18 protein-coding genes are annotated in these 18,235 nt (G+C 40.0%); 8 read left to right on the top strand and 10 right to left on the bottom strand.

Annotated elements, in window-relative coordinates; genetic code table 11:
* Positions 1-8: 8 nt before the first annotated feature.
* Together DI077_RS01220 and DI077_RS01215 are read right to left on the bottom strand one after the other, a co-directional pair.
* Positions 9-932 carry an ankyrin repeat domain-containing protein gene (locus DI077_RS01220; protein WP_109021919.1) on the bottom strand — a complete coding sequence of 308 codons (924 nt, stop codon included), beginning with the start codon at positions 930-932 and terminating at the stop codon, positions 9-11.
* On the bottom strand, positions 929-2,668 hold the full coding sequence (locus tag DI077_RS01215; RefSeq protein WP_109021918.1) for a GMC family oxidoreductase: 1,740 nt from the start codon (positions 2,666-2,668) through the stop codon (positions 929-931). The genes DI077_RS01220 and DI077_RS01215 overlap by 4 nt, the downstream gene beginning before the upstream one ends.
* A 134-nt stretch (positions 2,669-2,802) precedes the next feature.
* On the opposite strand from DI077_RS01215, the gene DI077_RS01210 reads away from it, so the two are divergent.
* Positions 2,803-3,837 carry a DUF2804 domain-containing protein gene (locus DI077_RS01210; protein WP_109021917.1) on the top strand — a complete coding sequence of 345 codons (1,035 nt, stop codon included), beginning with the start codon at positions 2,803-2,805 and terminating at the stop codon, positions 3,835-3,837.
* Between the two features lie 55 nt (positions 3,838-3,892).
* Entirely contained in the window at positions 3,893-5,026 is a 1,134-nt protein-coding gene (locus DI077_RS01205; protein ID WP_109021916.1) for a catalase family protein, read from the top strand.
* On the opposite strand, the gene DI077_RS01200 is transcribed toward DI077_RS01205, so the two are convergent.
* The 3 genes from DI077_RS01200 to DI077_RS01190 all read right to left on the bottom strand — a co-directional run bounded on the left by DI077_RS01200 (position 5,009) and on the right by DI077_RS01190 (position 9,609).
* Positions 5,009-8,098, bottom strand: coding sequence for an efflux RND transporter permease subunit (locus DI077_RS01200; RefSeq protein WP_109021915.1), 3,090 nt, complete (start codon positions 8,096-8,098; stop codon positions 5,009-5,011). The genes DI077_RS01205 and DI077_RS01200 overlap by 18 nt on opposite strands.
* Positions 8,099-8,181: 83 nt before the next feature.
* Positions 8,182-8,961 carry a hypothetical protein gene (locus DI077_RS01195; RefSeq protein ID WP_109021914.1) on the bottom strand — a complete coding sequence of 260 codons (780 nt, stop codon included), beginning with the start codon at positions 8,959-8,961 and terminating at the stop codon, positions 8,182-8,184.
* A 120-nt stretch (positions 8,962-9,081) separates the two neighbouring features.
* Positions 9,082-9,609 carry a helix-turn-helix transcriptional regulator gene (locus DI077_RS01190; protein ID WP_109021913.1) on the bottom strand — a complete coding sequence of 176 codons (528 nt, stop codon included), beginning with the start codon at positions 9,607-9,609 and terminating at the stop codon, positions 9,082-9,084.
* Between the two features lie 93 nt (positions 9,610-9,702).
* Between DI077_RS01190 and DI077_RS01185 the strand changes: the two genes are divergently transcribed.
* The 3 genes from DI077_RS01185 to DI077_RS01175 are packed head-to-tail and all read left to right on the top strand — an operon-like array spanning position 9,703 to position 12,467.
* Positions 9,703-10,941 carry a hypothetical protein gene (locus DI077_RS01185; RefSeq protein WP_109021912.1) on the top strand — a complete coding sequence of 413 codons (1,239 nt, stop codon included), beginning with the start codon at positions 9,703-9,705 and terminating at the stop codon, positions 10,939-10,941.
* A gap of 2 nt (positions 10,942-10,943) precedes the next feature.
* The gene (locus DI077_RS01180) at positions 10,944-12,005 is read left to right on the top strand and encodes a bile acid:sodium symporter family protein (protein ID WP_109021911.1); all 1,062 of its coding nucleotides are present in this window, start codon (positions 10,944-10,946) and stop codon (positions 12,003-12,005) included.
* Between the two features lie 39 nt (positions 12,006-12,044).
* Entirely contained in the window at positions 12,045-12,467 is a 423-nt protein-coding gene (locus DI077_RS01175; RefSeq protein WP_109021910.1) for an EamA family transporter, read from the top strand.
* Positions 12,468-12,482: 15 nt separating this feature from the next.
* On the opposite strand, the gene DI077_RS01170 is transcribed toward DI077_RS01175, so the two are convergent.
* The gene (locus tag DI077_RS01170) at positions 12,483-13,145 is read right to left on the bottom strand and encodes a DsbA family oxidoreductase (RefSeq protein WP_109021909.1); all 663 of its coding nucleotides are present in this window, start codon (positions 13,143-13,145) and stop codon (positions 12,483-12,485) included.
* Positions 13,146-13,191: 46 nt separating this feature from the next.
* Between DI077_RS01170 and DI077_RS01165 the strand changes: the two genes are divergently transcribed.
* Entirely contained in the window at positions 13,192-14,385 is a 1,194-nt protein-coding gene (locus DI077_RS01165; protein WP_109021908.1) for an Acg family FMN-binding oxidoreductase, read from the top strand.
* Positions 14,386-14,395: 10 nt separating this feature from the next.
* On the opposite strand, the gene DI077_RS01160 is transcribed toward DI077_RS01165, so the two are convergent.
* From DI077_RS01160 to DI077_RS01150, 3 genes are read right to left on the bottom strand one after another with little or no spacing between them, the layout of a single operon-like run.
* Complete coding sequence (locus DI077_RS01160) at positions 14,396-15,292, bottom strand: sulfite exporter TauE/SafE family protein (RefSeq protein WP_109021907.1); 897 nt, start codon at positions 15,290-15,292, stop codon at positions 14,396-14,398.
* A 16-nt stretch (positions 15,293-15,308) separates the two neighbouring features.
* Entirely contained in the window at positions 15,309-15,863 is a 555-nt protein-coding gene (locus DI077_RS01155) for an LIC12231 family lipoprotein (RefSeq protein ID WP_109021906.1), read from the bottom strand.
* Positions 15,864-15,873: 10 nt separating this feature from the next.
* On the bottom strand, positions 15,874-16,314 hold the full coding sequence (locus DI077_RS01150) for a hypothetical protein (RefSeq protein ID WP_109021905.1): 441 nt from the start codon (positions 16,312-16,314) through the stop codon (positions 15,874-15,876).
* Positions 16,315-16,552: 238 nt separating this feature from the next.
* Here DI077_RS01150 and DI077_RS01145 point away from each other — a divergent pair, with 238 nt between their 5' ends.
* Positions 16,553-16,966 (top strand): hypothetical protein, encoded by a 414-nt coding sequence (locus tag DI077_RS01145; RefSeq protein WP_109021904.1) that lies wholly within the window; start codon positions 16,553-16,555, stop codon positions 16,964-16,966.
* Between the two features lie 32 nt (positions 16,967-16,998).
* On the opposite strand, the gene DI077_RS01140 is transcribed toward DI077_RS01145, so the two are convergent.
* The gene (locus DI077_RS01140; RefSeq protein ID WP_109021903.1) at positions 16,999-17,847 is read right to left on the bottom strand and encodes a YihY/virulence factor BrkB family protein; all 849 of its coding nucleotides are present in this window, start codon (positions 17,845-17,847) and stop codon (positions 16,999-17,001) included.
* Between the two features lie 201 nt (positions 17,848-18,048).
* Here DI077_RS01140 and DI077_RS01135 point away from each other — a divergent pair, with 201 nt between their 5' ends.
* The gene (locus tag DI077_RS01135) at positions 18,049-18,210 is read left to right on the top strand and encodes a hypothetical protein (protein WP_167837214.1); all 162 of its coding nucleotides are present in this window, start codon (positions 18,049-18,051) and stop codon (positions 18,208-18,210) included.
* Positions 18,211-18,235: the final 25 nt, after the last annotated feature.

The following is an 18,235-nucleotide window of genomic DNA, read 5'->3' as shown; positions in this document are numbered from 1 at the left end:
CTAGTCTATCAGTCGATTTTCCATTTGTATTTTTCTTCCGTAGTGAAGGGTTTTTCTTCCGCCACAAAAATTTGAATCTCTTTGATTTTGGATGCATCGTTTGCATCCAAAGCTTCCTTCCAGGTTTTTCCCAAAGCCTCTTTCATGATTTTCAAACTATGTCCGTATTTTTCCCGATGCAAAATGGAATAAGCAGTGTCTCCTTCATTATTTTTAGCAAGAAGATCAACACCTAACTTAATCCATTCGATGATAAACTCGGTAGCATCACCTTCGCACGCGGAAAGCAAAGCTGTATTTCCCGCTTCGTCCCTTGCCTCCCGATCAAGACCTAAATCAGTTAACAATTGTAAAATGGAATCGAGATTTCTTTCCGCTGCCAAATGAAACGCATTTTTTCCTTCCGAATCTGTAAGAGAAAAAGTCCAGGGAGCAATTCGAATCACATCCAAAATAAAACCTTCTTCTCCGGAAACAACAGACTGCAAAAAAGCATTCCACCCTTCCTTGTTTTTCATTTCCCATAAATGGATAGGAACAGAAGGTAAAATCAAATCCCAAATGTCTTTTAGGTCGGTTTCAATAAGATAGTGTAGGATTGTATTGCCTGTTTCGCTTTGTGTCTCCCAACTCACAGGAGTATCTTTTGCTTTCGCATCTGCCAAAGCATTTCCCAAAATGGAAATGGATCTGGTGTCATTCAAAGAAATCGCTTCAAAAAAGGGAGACCCTCCCGTTCTCTGGGGATACAGAGGATCAGCACCTAACTCTAATAATATGGATAAAACTTCATGATCCTTTTTGCGGATCGACCAGGAAAGAACGGTTACTCCGAAACCGTCCAAAGAATTGAGGGAGTCAGGATCTTCTTTACATATTTCCCGGATCTTTTCTAAATCACTAACCTTTACAAAATCAAATAAGGAACTCATTTCCCTTTAATGGAATGAGTCGGCTTTCTTTTCGGCGAGCGAAATAATATGGAATCGAATTTTCTCTTCTTTTCAAATGCAAAGAAAGAAACGTTTTTTTCCTCTTTCGGTGCAATCATACTCATCGCCCTTTCCGACAAGGCGGTGATCGTCAGACTGGGATTGACACCTAAATTCACGGTGAGCATCGAAGCATCGCATATATAAAGATTTTCATAACCGTAAACTTTATTTTCATAATCAATCACTCCTTTTTCGGGAGAATCTCCCACAATGCAACCCCCCATAATATGGCCTGTCACCGGAGCGCTTAATAATGTATCATTCAAGGAACTACGTGGAATCCCCCCTGCAATCTCTGCAAGTTTTCGGGCAAACGCATTTGCAATCGGTATATAAGTAGGAGTCCTTTCTCCGGTAGAGAGTGCGGATGTCATCGTTTTTTGGAAAGGCCAAACAAACCTTCTTCGCCGAACAAGCTTTACACTGTTATCGATCGTCTGCATCACAAGTAAAATGATGGATTTTTGTGCGAAGCCGAAAGGATTATGAGCTTTCAAAAAATAAATCGGTTGGGTCAGCATAATCCAAAAAAACTTCACAGGTCTTGGGATTTTGCCTCCTCCGTCCGCCATCACACTGGCAAGTGTTCCTAACAAATCGGAACCTTTTGAATAACGTACAGGTTCGATATGAGTGTTTTCATCCGGATGAACGGAAGATGTAATGGCAATCCCTTTGGAAAAATCCGCATTTTTATCGGAGACTGTTACGGGAAGAACGGTCTCACTATTGGTTCTCACCGTATCACCTAGTTTAGGTGATAGACGGATCATTTTTTCCTCTTGTTCCATTTTCAAAAGAAGACCCACTGTTCCCATCACACTCGCGGAGAGAACAACTCCCTTGGCTCTGAACTTTCGTTTGGGAAAACCAAACCATCCCGTAGTGCTTTCCGTTGAAATTTCATATCCGAAATCACCGCTTGCTTCCGGATCAGCGATCCCCCGTTCGTTGAGAGGTACAAGACTTACAACTTTTGTTTCCGGTAAAATTTCAGTTCCCAACTTCTCCGCCAGATAGAGGTAGTTTTTATCCAAAGTGTTTTTGGAATTGTGTCTGCAACCGACCATACAGCCGCCGCAGAAAGTACATGAATCCCGATCAGGTCCGTCTCCGTCGAAATAAGGATCCTTTGATTCGGCTTTTTCTTTTTCACTTCCAAAATAAATCCCGACAGGCGTTTTCCTAAATGTATTTTCCTTTCCAAAAGTTTTTGCAGTTTCCAAAAGCAAACGATCTGGTTCCCAAAGTTTGGGATTTTCCGTTACACCTAACATATGCTTCGCTACTTCGTAATAAGGTAATAATTCCTTTTCTCCTCCCATTTTGGAATAAGTAGGACTATTGAAAAATTTTGCGGGAGGAACATAGAGAGTACAAGCATAGACAAGAGAGCCTCCGCCGACACCCGCACCACTCACCAATAAAAAATCATTCAATAGATTCATTCTCAAAATCCCGTAGAATCCGAGCTTTGGCATCCAAAGAAATTTACGGACGGACCAATTGGTTTTGGGAAACTCCTTGGAGGCCCAACGTTTACCGGACTCTATGACCAAAACCGAATATCCTTTTTGAGCCAACCGGAGTGCCGATACACTTCCTCCGAACCCTGATCCGATGATAATATAATCGTAGTCATACGGGATAGATTTTGGAATGGATTGATTCATGGTTCTTTTTTCCTGAAAGTAATCTTTGACGAAGATGGATAGATGGTACAGATTTCAAATTTATGTCAATCTGCTCTTAATAAGATGGTAAATTTGTTATAGTCAATATTGACCAATCTACTAAATCATTCAGAATGACTGAAATTATCTCCTCCCTTCCCCTGCATTCCGCAAAAGGAGTTCTCACAAAAGCGGGTTGGGCCCGTGCCCCCTACTGGAAATATGATCGCTCCGCCATCCAATCTCCAAAATGGAGGATCAAGGAATGGGATTATTATTCCATCCTTTCTCCGAAACAGGAGTTCGGGATCACATTTACAGCATCAGACTTGGGTTATGCGGGAATGTTCGCCATTTGTTTTATCGACTTCAAGACGGGAAAGTTCAAACAAATCGATACTCTCTCCCTTTTGCCGATGGGAAAAACGGGATTTCCCGCCACCAACAAAAACGGAGTCATCAGTTATAAAGATGATAAGCTAATGTTGGAATTCACAATGAAACCCGGAAAAAGAAAAATCAAATTCGAATCCGCTCATATGGAATGTAGTAACGGAGAAGAGGGAATCGAAGGCGAGATTCATTTGGCGGAACCAAAAGATTTGGAGTCCATGAACATCGCCACTTCCTGGAAGGAAAACAGAAAAGCATTTTATTATAATACAAAGATCAACTGTATGCCTGCTTCCGGAGGATTTTACTATGGAGGCAACGATTATAAATTTAACGATAAACAAGACTTAGGTGCTTTGGATTGGGGTCGCGGAGTCTGGACTTATAAAAACAGGTGGTATTGGAGTTCCGCTTCCGGACATCTGGGCAAAAAAACTTTCGGATTCAATTTAGGTTATGGATTCAGTGATCGCTCCCCTGCCTCCGAAAATGTACTGATATATGAAAACAAAATTCATAAACTGGATGAAGTTCTATTTCATATCAATACCGAAAACTACATGGAACCTTGGAAATTTACCAGTAACGATAATAGATTGAATCTTTCTTTCCAGCCGATTGTAGACAGATCTTCATCGATCAATTTCCTGATTATGAAATCCGTTCAACACCAAGTATTCGGTCATTTCAACGGGACGGTCGTTTTGGATTCCGGCAAAAAACTGGAACTTAAAAACTTCTTAGGTTTTGCGGAAGACGTATTGAATTGGTGGTAATTTTTTCCTCTTTGGGCTAGACAGAAAAATCTTCCGGGTTTATCCTAGAAGATTAATGAAACAGATTACACCTTACGCCCTTTGCCTCATATTCCTCCTTCTTCCGTTTTGCGGCGGACCTTATGTTAAGATTCCCGCAAATGTGGAGTTAGGAAAGGAATACCCGTTCCCTGACGAAGAAAATACAACCAAACGAACATTAGACTTAACACTCAAGTCTCTGGAAGAAAGTTACGCTTCCAACGATTTGGTAAAAAGAGATGCTCACCCCAAACACCATGGTTGTGTTGCTGCTTCTTTTACGGTAAATAAAGACATAGATCCGTCTTTGAAACTGGGAGTTTTTCAACCTGGGAAAAATTATTCCGCGCTACTTCGTTTTTCCAACGGAGCACAAAAACCGAAAACAGATAAAGAAGGAGATATCCGCGGAATCGGAATCAAACTCTTCGACGTTCCGGGAAAAAAATTATTAGCTGATGAAAGCACTGCAACTACACACGATTTTTTATTAATCAATCATCCTGTTTTACCGATCGGAGCACCTGACGAATATTTGGCGCTTTTCGAAGCGGCATTTGCGGGTAAACCCGCTTCTTATGTTTTCGGATGGAACCCCTTCGGATGGAAACTGGGAGCATTATCCAAAGTAAGAGCGATCCGCGGCAAAAAAATCTCCAGCCCATTGGAAATCAGATATTGGTCCACTACTCCTTATGCATTGGGAGAAAACAGAGCTGTTAAATATTCGGTGAAACCTTGTAAAGATACCGTATCTGAAATTCCATCCGACGCCGGAGAAAATTATCTGAGAGATACGTTGAAAAAACAACTGAAAGAATCCAGCTCTTGTTTCTCTTTCTTAGTTCAATTGCAAAAAGATCCGAAGTCGATGCCTGTCGAAGATCCGGCCGTGGAATGGGATGAAGACGAATCTCCTTTTATCAAACTCGCCGAAATTCAAATCCCAAAACAGGAATTTGATTTCAAAGAAATGGACACTCTTTGTGAAAACGCATCCTTTACCCCTTGGCATGCACTTCCCGAACATCGTCCGTTAGGTGGGATTAACAGGGTTCGTAAACCGGTCTATATCGGAATCTCCAAATATAGACACGAGCGTAACAAAACCCCTAGAAAGGAAATCGGGAAAAAAGATATCCCCGCGAAACTACTTCCTTCCTCTTAATCGATAGTAGGCGGAAAAACTCGCTGGTATGAAAATCAGCGAGCCGAAGGTTCCGAACCCAAGTCCCCAAGCAAGAGAAAGAGTCATTGGAATAAGCATCGGATCGGAACCTCCGATCGCATACGCGGTCGGAATCATCCCAGCCATAGTAGTCATCGTTGTTACAAGAATCGGTCTGAATCTTTCTGCAGAAGCAGTAACAAGCGATTCATACAATCCTTCTCCCTTTTTCTGAAACTCTTCGATCGTATCCACAAGCACGATGGATGCGTTCACAATCACCCCGGCGAGTCCGATGATTCCGATCATGGCGAGAAAGCTCAACGCCTTACCAGAAATCAAAAATCCGAATACTACTCCTATAAATCCCAAAGGAATGGATAGTATGATCAGAATAGGTTTGGTCAAACTATTGAAGATGATAGCGAGGATGGCAAAGATTCCGAACATAGCAAGTATTCCCGCTTTCGCAAGAGATACCATGGACTTCGCCGTCTCTTCCTGCTCTCCCCGGAATTTGATTTTATAACCGGGGTATTTTTTGCCGAGATTTCCGAATTGTTCGATGATCTTGGAATTTACTATATTGGAGCTGGTGATTGCTTCATCAACGTCCGCAAGAACGGTAATCGCTTTCTCATAATCGTTATGGTAAAGTGCTTCAATTCCCTGTACAATCGTCCTAGTCGTAACGGCTGTTATTGGAGTTAATAACCCGTTTTTATTTGTAATCTGAATGGCATCCAAATCTTCAATTCCATCCCGGTGATTGTCACCGTTTTGAATCACAATTTTAACTTCGTCTTTTCCCTTTCTTAAATTGGATGCTTCAATTCCTTCCATTGCAGTACGAACGTAATATGCGGTCAGTTCGGTATCAATTCCAGTCATAGCGGAAGCCGTGTCTTTGACACGAATCTGAATCTCTTCTCTACCGGGCTTGTAATCATCGCGAATATTGATCACTCCCTTTTCCTGCCGGAGAAAAGATTGCATCTCTTCCGAAATCACTTTCAAAGTTTTATATTCTTTACCTTCGATCGCAACAGTAACGGCAGCACCGATAGGAGGACCATTGACAACTAACTCTACCATTACGGTCAATGCGTTAGGCAACATCTTCAACTCCGATTCGATTTCTCCGAAAATTTCCTGTGCTGTTCTTTTCCGTTCGGTTTCAGGAACCAAAATAATCTGCGCCATCCCCAATTGTTCGCCAATCCTTGTAAGCGGGTCGGTCGGATCGGTTTGTTGAATTCCCACTTTCAAAATGATACTTTGCACTTCTTCTTTGGGAATGCGTTTCAAAATAGGTTCGAAATATTGCAATTGTTTGGCGGTTTCCTGTGCGGAATAATCGGGTGGAAACTCGGCCTTTATCATCACATAATCGATTCCTTCCTTAGGGAATAAGTTGAAATTCATGATTCCAAGCATTCCACAGGAGCTGATGAAAACCAAAAAGATCATTCCAAGCGTAAGAACAGGTCTTGCTACAACTTTTCTGATGAATCTTTCGAAAGCATTTTTACTTTTATTGAAACCATTTTCCAAGAAAGTTCGAATGGAAGTCCTGATTCCCGATTTTTTATTCTTTTTCTCTTCCACGGCAAACAAGGAATAACGCACCGGAAGCAAAAAGAAAGATTCAAACAAGGATAAAGTAAGAGCCACAATCACCATAAAAGGGATTTGCCAAATGAATTTCCCCATGATCCCGGACATAAAAGCCATTGGCAAAAATGCCGCTACGGTAGTTAAATAAGAACCGATGATCGGTACAACAAGTTCACTCGCCCCTTGGACAGCTGCAGACTTCGCATCCCAATTCTGAGACCTATATTTATAAATATTCTCAGAAATGATGATACTATTATCGACCAACATCCCGAGAGAAATAATAATCCCCAACATCGATACCAAATTGAATGACACATCAAACAATGGAAAGGCGATGATTGTTGCAAGCAGCGTCAACGGTAAGGAAAGGCTGGTTAGGATGGAATCTCTCAAATTGAAAAAAACAATCAATACGATCACTACGAGCACAAGCCCTTGCAATGAGTTTGTGATCACAACATCGAGCCGTTTGGTAGCTCGGTGTCCTTCGTTGTTCAGATCAGAAAATTGAATATTTGAAGGGATTTGTTTTTTTATTTCAACTATAGCGAGTTTGATGGCAGCTACGGTATCAATGATATCGGCACTGTCTTTTTTGATGATCTGTAAAACATAAGCATCGCTACCGTTTGAAATCGCAAGCATCCTGGGTCTTTCATACGTATCTTTTAAAGTCGCCACTTGTGAAAGTAAAATGGCATTGCCGGTTTCATTGGAACGAATAGGGATATTTTTAATATCTTCCATCTCGTTGATTTCCCCGGTCACCCGAATGTCTTGGGTAATGGGTCTTAAAAAAGATCCTGCCGGTACACTGATATTTCTTTTGGCAATGGCATTGATGATATCCGAGAAACCAAGCGTATAACGGGATTTAAGCGTAGGATCGACGCGAATCCTCCACTCCTCTTTTCTTTTTCCGAACGCATCTACTCTTCCCACTCCGGAAACTTTTCGAATTTCATCTTCAACGATTCTACCGACTTCCTGAAGTTCCTTCTCATCGACAGCGCCGTGAATAGCAAGTTCCAGAATAGGGAAGTTGGAACTTTTTTGTTCCGTTACGATCGGGCGATCTTTTACTTGAATCGGTAAATTTGTTACCCGATCGACGGCACGACGAATGTCATTTACCACTTGATCAGGATTGTCATTTTCCAAATCTATTTTGATACTAATGTCTGATTCCGTGTTTCTGGAGATGGATCTGACTGAGTCCAATCCTTCCACCTCTCGAAGTTTTTCTTCAATGGGAATCGTTACTTTTTTTTCCACGTCCACAGGACTTGCCCCGGGATAAATGGTCAAAATTCGCACCTGACGGAAATTCACCCTAGGGAATGCTTCGCGTTTCATTGATAAAACGGAGATGATGCCTGCTAAGAACAAGAATACAAATATTAAAGTTGCAACTAATGGCCGATATACGAAGTAATGTATTATTTTTTTCATAAGGAAGGAATATTAGAAACTTTTCCAACAACCAATTTTTTGACAACAAAACAAACATGAATGTTCATTCAATTTGTTATCTTTTATTTCATTTTACGAATAATTTTGTGATTACAACCGCCGTTTCCGACTTTAACCACCAAACAGCTTAAGAAACCGGGATGACCAGATTTGTACCAAGACATCAAATACTTTTTCGTATGAGCAACCGCCAGTTCACCGGCAAATTCATGGTATGTTCTTCCGATCCCGGGAACATCTGTCCCACCTCTGATAGAATTGTTTCCGTCTTTGTGCATACATGCATGAGTGGCACCTACCAATCCTATTTTCCAATCGCTTTCCGGAGCGGTAAAACAATCCATCTGGTCATTGATGGATTCATGAGAATAAGGATACATTCCCGATTGTAAATTTTTGATATAAGAAACATTTCTCATATCTTCTACCGGGGCAAGTATGGGAAGAGGAGCTACCATCTCCGCCCAATTGCTATGAGAATAAAAATCCTGAATCACATGCATCCCTCTTCCGACTCGGATCAAAGTAGGATCTCCACTGAGCTGTTTTCCTTCATTGACTATCTTTTCCAGATTTTCACTACAACCTTGGAAGTTCGAATTATCACAATGAAACTCCGTTCGATCGGGAAAAAGTTTATCACCTTGCAGATTCCCTTGCATGATGAGCTCGGCACAAGGTGCGGCGATTTCGAATTTTGTATCGTCTGCAAATTGCTCCATCGCTTGAAAAGTGATCTCCCTATGTGTATAAGGGCCGAAAGAACTGAATCCTTTCAGCGGAAAAATCGTAAATTGGTTCAAAAATAAAATCAGGATCGTTAATCCGAAAAATCTAAGCATCTATTATTTATGACTAACTGGTCATTAATAATAGCAAAACAATACTGACTATTTGGTCAATGTTTACAAAAACATTACAAATAGCACTACGTGGTATCCTGTAAGAATTTTTACTACAAATTATTCTTCATCTGGCAACAAGGGGAGTATGAAATAGGCAATAAAATCCAGTTTTCCGCGAGTTCCCGATTTCTGATAAACGGAATAGGCCTGCGTTTCTATCGTTCTCAGGCTGGTTCCCCTCGTACCTGCTATCTGTTGGTTGGAAAATCCCCTGAGTAAGTAGGTAGCGATTTCGGATTCCGTCTCGGTATAATTCCATTTTCGAAATTGTTCTTTTACCCCGTTCCAAAATTCTTCCCGATTCGATTTGCTCAAAAGATTTTTGTGACTCAGTGTTTCGATCAATTGTTTGGATTCCCGGATTTCCTTTTTTAAGGTCATGGATTCGGTAAATACAAAATAGACGCCTAACAAAGATAAAACACCTATTCCCATTTCCAAATATACTGCAAACTCGGAAATAAGAGTGGCGAGTTTGGATTCGGAAAAAACTTCAATCGATTCTAAACTCATCCAAAATAAAACCACTAAGACATATATAAGAAAGAATTTGGATCTTTTCGGTAATAATAAATGAAAACTCATACGTACTCCCCGCAACTACGGTATTCTCGTATATATACAACGATAAAATAAGGATAAACTCTTCGTCATAGCCAAGACAAGGAGAATTAATTTTTGAAACTAACAATCAAATTCATTTCCATCAGTATCCTTTGTATTTTAAGCATTCCCGTTCATTCACAGTCAAAGTCGAAACAAAGCCTATTAAAGGAAGAAAGGCCATCTTCTGATTCCTTTACTCCTGCCAAAGAGGAAGAAAACACGAGCGAAACCAAAAAAGAACATTCGGAAGGAGGAGAACACAACGATCACCCGGTAGAAGTAAAACTGGAATTTGCAACGGATTATATACGAAGAGGTTGGGCTCTTGGAACGGAAGACGTTTCCAGGATGAACAATACTCCTTATAAATCCTTTCAACCTGTCTGGGCTTTTCAACCTACGATCGAGTTCCCTACTCCGATCAAACATTTATACGGAGAAGTATTTCTGAACTTATGGATGTCCAATCGCGGAGACAAAGACAACGAACAACGTATTCTGCAAAGCCAATCGGGAGGGCCCGAACTCTTTCCCAGATACCAACACGATTTACAAACAGGAAACTTTTGTCCTAGCCCTTCTTCCTGTTATAATCCTCTGACTGTTGAAAAATATGTAAATCAAAACGGTATGGCGCGAAACAGCGCGGGAGAATTCACCTTATTTTACGATTTCGAAAAATCAAAATACGGAAGATTCAAAGTAGGAGCGTTTCGATACGCTATTTTTCCGACATCGGGAAGTGGAGGACTTGCCAAGACACAAACATTTGTCAGTTGGGAAATTCCGTTTTTAACTTTTTTAAATCCTAAGTTATCCGTTTATAAAACTGTCAATTTCCAAAACCAAGGAACTCCTGCAACCGGACTCAACAGAAGCAATCTTTATATTCCTCTCGAATTAAGCCATGTTTTTAGAGAAGGCGAATTTTTCAAAGTCACTCTTGGAACTAATATCGGTTATATGTACCAAGCAAATCCTAAAAATAAAACTTCCGGATTTTCCGATATTTCCAGTTTCGTGAAACTGCATTTCGGCGATTTTTTTGTGACAGGTAACCATGTAAACCGTCCCGATGTGCATCTTTATGATAACAATAATTATTTCGATGGCGCGACGAGATTAACTTACGACGGACATGTGCAGGATCCTTCCAAGTTGTACGGTTATGACAATACCTTTATCTATGATAGGATTAACTCATTTACTTCAGACACGCTATTAAGACAGTATTTGAAAGAAACTTACAACCAACAGAGAATCGTTACGAACTTCTTTTACTTTAGCTTAGGTTATTCCCGTCACTTTTAATTATGAAAACATATACTAACAAACTAACTCATTTCATCCATAAACATTTTTTTTACTTCATCATCGGATCTTACATTGCCGGGGGTCTCTTTCCCCGATTCGGATTATTCATCAGAGATACTCACTTCGGGACATTTACGTTTTTTGACGGAAGCAAAGTAAAACTGTCACTGGCTCTCATTATGCTTTCAATCCTACTCTTTAATGCGGGATTGGGAATTATAAAATCGGAATTAACCAACTTATTCAAACAGCCAAAGTTACTATTGGTCGGACTCGTTGCCAACCTCTCCATCCCGATCGTATTTACTGTTTTCATTTCGATTACAATGACTCTATGGCACAACCCGGATGAAGTACAAAATATTTTGGTAGGCCTTGCACTGATTGCATCCATGCCGATCGCCGCATCATCCACCGCATGGGTGCAAAAAACAAACGGAAATCTGGCATTGAGTCTGGGTCTTGTTATTTTTTCAACTATGTTCAGTCCGATCACTACTCCACTTGGCTTGCATTCCATAGGGTTTATTACTGTAGGAGATTATTCGGAAAAATTACATGCATTAGCCGGGGAAGGAACGGGAGCTTTTTTATTTATCTCCGTACTATTGCCAAGCCTTCTTGGAATCGGTTTGCACTTTGTTTTTAAACCTTCCGTGATTATAAAAACAAAAGAACCGATCAAAGATATCAATTTGGTGAATTTGATTTTGCTTAATTATGCAAATGCATCCGTTGCTTTGCCGCAAGTATTCACTCATCCTGATTGGGATTTTTTATTAGTCATTGGAATCATCACTTGCGGTCTATGTATCTTTGCTTTCTTTTCAGGGAATCTCATTGCGAGAGTCTTTAAAAGTTCGGAATCCGAAAAGGTATCTTTGATGTTCGGACTTGCCATGAACAATAACGGAACCGGGCTTGTACTTGCTTCTTTGAGTCTGGCAGGACACCCTTCGGTGATGCTACCTATTATTTTTTATAACTTAATCCAACATATGATTGCAGGAATCGCGGAAAAACGATTTTATTCTACCGGGAAAAATACAACTTCCGATTGAATATAGAATATAAGCTTCACAAAAAAGGGAGTCATCATAATGGAAAATTGGATTTTATTTTCAATCCTTTCGATGTTTTTTGCGGGAATCACTTCCATATTGGCAAAGTTCGGGCTGGAGAGAGTATCCGCAGAAACAGGTTTAGGTGTTCGAACGGTGATTATCTTTTTAATTATTTCTATTATCTGCTTGAAAAACGATACGATTAAGGAAATCCAAACTCTTTCCAAATCTCAATTCGGGTTTTTGGTCTTATCCGGAATCACAACTAGTCTCAGTTGGATCTTTTATTATAAAGCAATCAAGGAAGGATTTGTCTCTTATGTTTCCGCTATTGACAAAGGCAGCATAGTCATTACAATCCTTCTTTCTTTTTGGTTGTTAGGTGAGCCTATATCCTTAAAGATCCTATCGGGAACCTGTTTCATCACGATAGGAATGATCATTCTTGTTTGGAAATAAGATAAGCATCGAATTCTATGCTCCTTCCTCTTCCCTTAGGATCGTTTCCACTACTTCCACAAAGATTTCCGGATTTTGAGCTCCACTCACTGCGTATTTTCCCTGGAAAATATAATAAGGAACACCGCTAATTCCATTTTGATGATAGTAAGCGATCTCCTGACGGATATCGTTTGTTCCCATTCCTTTATCCCAAACATCATTGAAGATGGATTCATCCGAGATAAATTGTTTTACTATGCCATGTACAACTTCCCGATTCGTAAGGTCAGCGCCCGAGATAAAATGAGACTGAAAGAAAAGATCCGCCATTTTGTCCTGTTTGGCCGGATCGGTGAGAAGACTAAGAAATGTATGTAACTTCAACGTATTGGGAGCTCTTTCGATTTTTTCAAAATGAAAAGGAATTCCTATATCGATTCCTATTTTCATAATTCTTTCCCAAGCAGCATCTAACCCTCGTTCGTTTCCAAATTTTGCAACCAGATGTTCCCGGTAGGGAACGCCTTCTTCAGGCAATTCAGGATTCAATTGGAAAGGTCTCCATTTGATTTCCGGGACCACTCGATTTCCCAATTGTTCCAGAGCGATTTCCAATTTTCTTTTGCCTACGTAACACCAAGGGCACACTACGTCGGAAACAATATCAATTTTGAGTGGAGAGGAAGAAGTAAGCATCGTAATTTAGACTTTATAAAGGGTAAAAAGGGGACTATCAAATTTCATGAATCATTCGTTTTTTTCACGTAAAAAATTCATTTCCAAAGTTTTTCAAACAAGCGCCATTTTTTCCCTATCTCCTGTTCTGGGAAAGTTATATGCCTACGGAAAAGAAGAATCTTTGATGTTCCGGCAAGATCCTTTTCTATATGCGGAAAGTCTTGGTTTGAAAAAAACCTTAGAAAAAATCATTCTTACCGCAACACTTTCACCTAACTCACATAACACGCAACCATGGAAGATCAAAATAGAATCCGATTCCTCGTTTTTACTTTATGGAGATGAAAATAGAACCCTCCCTGCAATTGATCCTATCAATAGACAATTTTATCATACCCAAGGAACTTATTTGGGATTGGCGAAATTGGCGGCCGCCGCTCAAGGATATGATTCTAAAATTTCATTATTCCCCAAAGGAATTCCTTCCACCAAACAAATGAATGTTTTGCCGGTAGCAAGATTTCAAATTTCCCCTAGGAAACAACAGACTCAAGATCCTTTGTTTTCCTTTCTTCCCAAAAGGCAAATGAACCGAAGCGAATATTCCGGCGATTGGATTACGGAAGATGAATCAAAAGAACTGGAAAGCCTGACAAGTCCCAGCTCAATTCAACTCAAATTCATTTTAGGCGAAGATAGGATACAACCTTATCTTCCTTTTTTAATAAACTCATTTGCGATGGAAACAAATCTAAAAGCGCAGAATGAAGTAACAAGAGTTTGGTTTAGAAAGGAAAGCGAAGACGTCTATTCGAAAAGAGACGGGCTCAGTTTGGAAGGAAACGGAATCTCGGGGCTTAAAGCCTGGGTTGCCAAAAAGTTCTTTTTGGATTTAAGTTATGAAGGCTGGCATTCGGAAGCATCCAAAAACGCATCCATCGACCTCTTTAAGTCACAGGCAAAATCAAGCAAAGGTTTGGTGTTCTTTATCACAAAAGGAAACGATGATGCAAAAGAATGGATACAAACGGGAATGGATTTTATGCGATTCACTCTTGCCGCTGCCGGCAAAGACCTTGCTTTTCATACGATGAACCAAGCTTTGGAAGATTACCCGGAAAGTTCGGTTTTTTATAATGAAATAAAATCCAAACTCGGACTTCAGAAAAAAGAAAGGATCCAACTACTGGGAAGATTGGGACGAAGCGATTATCATTACGAATCTCCCAGAAGGGATTTGAAAGAGATCTTAATCTGAAATCTACGGTTTATAACTTCGGAAACTTGGAAAAGAAATACCAAGTAACAACAACTAGTTGGGAAATACCGGCGATTCTGAGAATGACATAAGGTTCCACTTTGACTGCTTTCAAAGAGCCGACTCTTGCACCGAAAAAACCACCGATAGTTCCGACAAGTGCAAGATCCAGATAAAGTTTTCCTTGAAAATAAAATAGGATCGTTGTTCCCAAAGATGTCAGAAAAATACCTAAGAAAGAAGTGGCAACCGCTTCCACAGGCTCCATTCGAAAATAATAAACAAAAAGAGGAACTGCGAGAAAACCTCCGCCTATCCCCAGTAAGGAGGAGAATGCCCCGAAAAAGAAGCCGGTAATCAGTAGAACGATCAGTGTTTTTTGTCTGGAGGGAAGTCCGGTTTTTCCGCTATCAGGAAATTCGGAAGGATTGGACTTTTTCAATTCGGAAGCTTTTTTCTTTTTAACGGAAGAAATTAAATTATAAATTCCTAATATACTCATTGCAAATGTAAAAACAAACAGATATACGAATTCGGAAACCGGCATTCCGTAATACAATTTTCTTCCCAGTTCCGTATCTTCAAATCTTCCGAATTTCCAAGCAACATACTGGGCCGAAGGAATCGATGTAATCAATAGAAGGAAACCTTCTTTCCAGCGGATTTTATCGTTTTTCCAATAAACAAATAGTCCCGACAATGCAGATACGGGCATTTGTGCCAGAGATGTGGCTACCGCCTGAACCGCCGTTAGATGGAAAAAGGAATGAAAGAAAGGAGTATAAACAAATCCTCCTCCGATCCCTAAGAAAGAAGCGATATATCCTACAAGAAATCCGACCACCAAGACAGTCAAAATCCCCGGATAAAAACCCAGGGCAAATTGATTGAATATCTCAAAATCCAAATGAAAACTTCAGCTTTTAAAAATGGGATTTGGCATCTTCGAAAAATTGATTGGTAACTCTTTCGAATACTTCTTTTTCCGTTGCGCTGTCCAAATTCACCCAAACAAGCAAGCTCAAGAGAATCCATTGCGTGTAATTGCGAAACACATGGTATTCGTACACTTGAACGAGCTTTCCATTCTTATAAAGATGATATTGGATATCGTAACCGTCTTGTTTCGACCAAGCAGGAAGTAAGGTTGCCGTCAAAGTGGATAAAGTAATAAAAGCAAGCGCCGGAGTGGAAGGGCTTCTATAATTCACTTTGACGTTCACCAAATACCCGTTTCTCGGAATATCATTTCCTTCGGTTGTCTTTTTAAAAGGAGACTTTGAGTCGAAGTATGTTTTTAACGCTTCTCTTCCTCCCAAATTGAATTGGGGAAAAGTAGGAAGTCCGTAAACAAATTCCGAATCATATTGTTTCTCCTGCGCAGGAACAGGAGGAATCTTATCGTAGTCCCTGTAGCTAATCAAACAATTGGAAATGCTGAATACAAATAATAATAAACCTAAAACTCTGAATAACATCTATTTCTCCTTAATTCTGGCTATGATCATGAAGACCTTCTTCATCGTGACGTTTTTCCAGTTCATCGTATAACTCTTGTTGGTCTTCATCGAAAAACAATTCATATCCGATACGCAAACATACCGAATCTTCTCCATCTTCTCTTTCTCCGGCTAGAATCACATTCATTGCAAAAAAAGTGTCGGCTTCCGCTTCATCCAGGAAAGTATCAGTAGCTTCCCATTCTCCGAAATCAGGTACGTCTTTTTTACGAAACGGTTCCAAGATCTCATCGAACTCTTCCGTAATATAATTAAATTCGCCCGATTCGCTATCTATAATGAATTGTACATGATGACAGCCGGGGCCATCGTCTTCGAGCGGGGACAATACTTGAGTTCCGCATGCCGGGCAATGAATACGCGGATCTATGGCTCCGTTCGGCCAAGTGATATTAACAGTTTCAATCATAATCTTTCCCTCCATGAGAGATGATATAATATCCTTCCAAGGATCGTTCTATATGAAAAGAAGATTCCTTTTTTTTCTTCCCGACTTTCGTCATGGCTTTCGGTTATCTCTGTGTCCCAAGCAAAAAAGAAAACGAAAACTGTCCTATTTTTAGCGAATTTCCACCTCCGGAAGTGGAGATAAAGGCGATATTTTCGGTTTGCTTTAAAGAAAGCATACAAACTTTATAAAAAAACAAATGAGTGTAGACCAAAATTTCGGGCAGGCATTTCGTTCTTCCTTCCGCGAATTTTTCGGAGAAGAAGGAGAATCCGATTGGGAAATTTACGATCTGATTTCCAACGAAGAATTGATTGGAAATACTTGGATGACATTTACGGTTCGCAATCCCCTCGCGGGAAGAGCCCTTGTATTTCGCTACGATACCACCGAACATAGATTTTATGCTTTTCTAAAAGTCCAAGTCATTCCGGGAGAAGAAGATTGGAATCTTGATCAGTTGTTTAAAAAGAAAGGTTATACTGAACTAGATTCGGCGGAAGTGATAAATGAAAGCGGGGAATGGCTTTTTCATTCCCTGGCGCGTCATTATTTTTCGATTATACTTTCGTTTTGTCCTAGGATTTTAGAACCGGATTTCGTATTGGATTGATGCGTATTTTTAAGGATTTTATCTTTTAATCGCTAATCTTCGTATTTGATTTTTTTCTTCGGCTTTTTCACAAGATCAAAATTACTGATTCGATTCCAAACGGCACCCCAAAGAAAAAAGGTGGCATTCATATAAGCAAATATCATCAATACAACCATTTTCGAAAGCAGATCATAAGCAAAAGAGTAATTTACCGTAGCATCTTTGAACTGCAAATAAGATTGATAACCAAGTGTAACAGGCACCCATAATGAAGCGGCAAGAATCGCTCCGGGCAAGCTGTCTTTGAATAAAGTTCTTTTTTTGGAAACATAAGAGTAAAAAAACGTAAACAAACTAACAATGATTAAAAATGCGATGACGGGTAAAAAAATCTCGGGATATTTTCTAAATACGAACACCTTCCAATTTTTGAATAAATACTTTTCGAAATGCAATAGTCCGTAACTGATATAAAAATACAAAATCAGCAATCCCGCAGCCACAAGCATTAGGCGCAAATTGATCCATTGATTTCTGAAAAATCCGATTTTGGAATCGTCGTCATTGATGAATCGTAAAGCTTTTCCGATCGCACCGAAAATAGCAAGGCTGGAAAAAAAAGAAAAAACAAGACTGAGAGTAAGGATCTTAATACTCTTAACTTTTGTTAAGTTTTCGATGCTTTTGTCAATCGGCTGAAAGATAGGTTGCGGAAGTACTTTTCCCACCTGGTCGGTTAACATATTGATTGTTTTCGGATCTTGTGCAATTCCTAAAAGGGAAACAAACACAACTAGTAACGGAAATAAGGTGAGAAGGAACGTAAATGAAATCTCGGAGGCCAAACCGTGGATGTCATAATCGTAGAGATGTTTAAAAAAAAAGCGGATTCGTTTCAACAACTTGATTCTAAAATCGCTCTTTCTTTTGGCAAACCAGTTTTATCCCTAAAATTTGCAGTGCCAAACACTCGCGGAGCGGCAAAACTCAGGCAAAATGCTTCCAATACAGTTCCTATACAAAGATTATTTCTTGCCTGGGACCCGAGTACAACAATCCTGGAAGAATCTTAGTGACGTACCTAAAAGGGGAAAACTTCCATGGCTGAAGAAAAAGAAAAGAAAAACAAGAAGATATCCAAAATGACCATCGACGAGATCGATGCTGCCATTAAAAAATCCGCAGAGTCAATGAACGGGCAATCCAGCCAGTACATCAAACACCTTCGTGAAAGAAAAGAGGAACTATTAGCCAAAAAATAAGGTTAATCCTCCAAAAATTAAACCC

This window comes from Leptospira kobayashii (assembly GCF_003114835.2).
GTDB lineage: Bacteria > Spirochaetota > Leptospiria > Leptospirales > Leptospiraceae > Leptospira_A > Leptospira_A kobayashii.
Note: the sequence above shows the minus strand (reverse complement) of the source record. Positions and strands in the feature narration are given on the sequence as shown.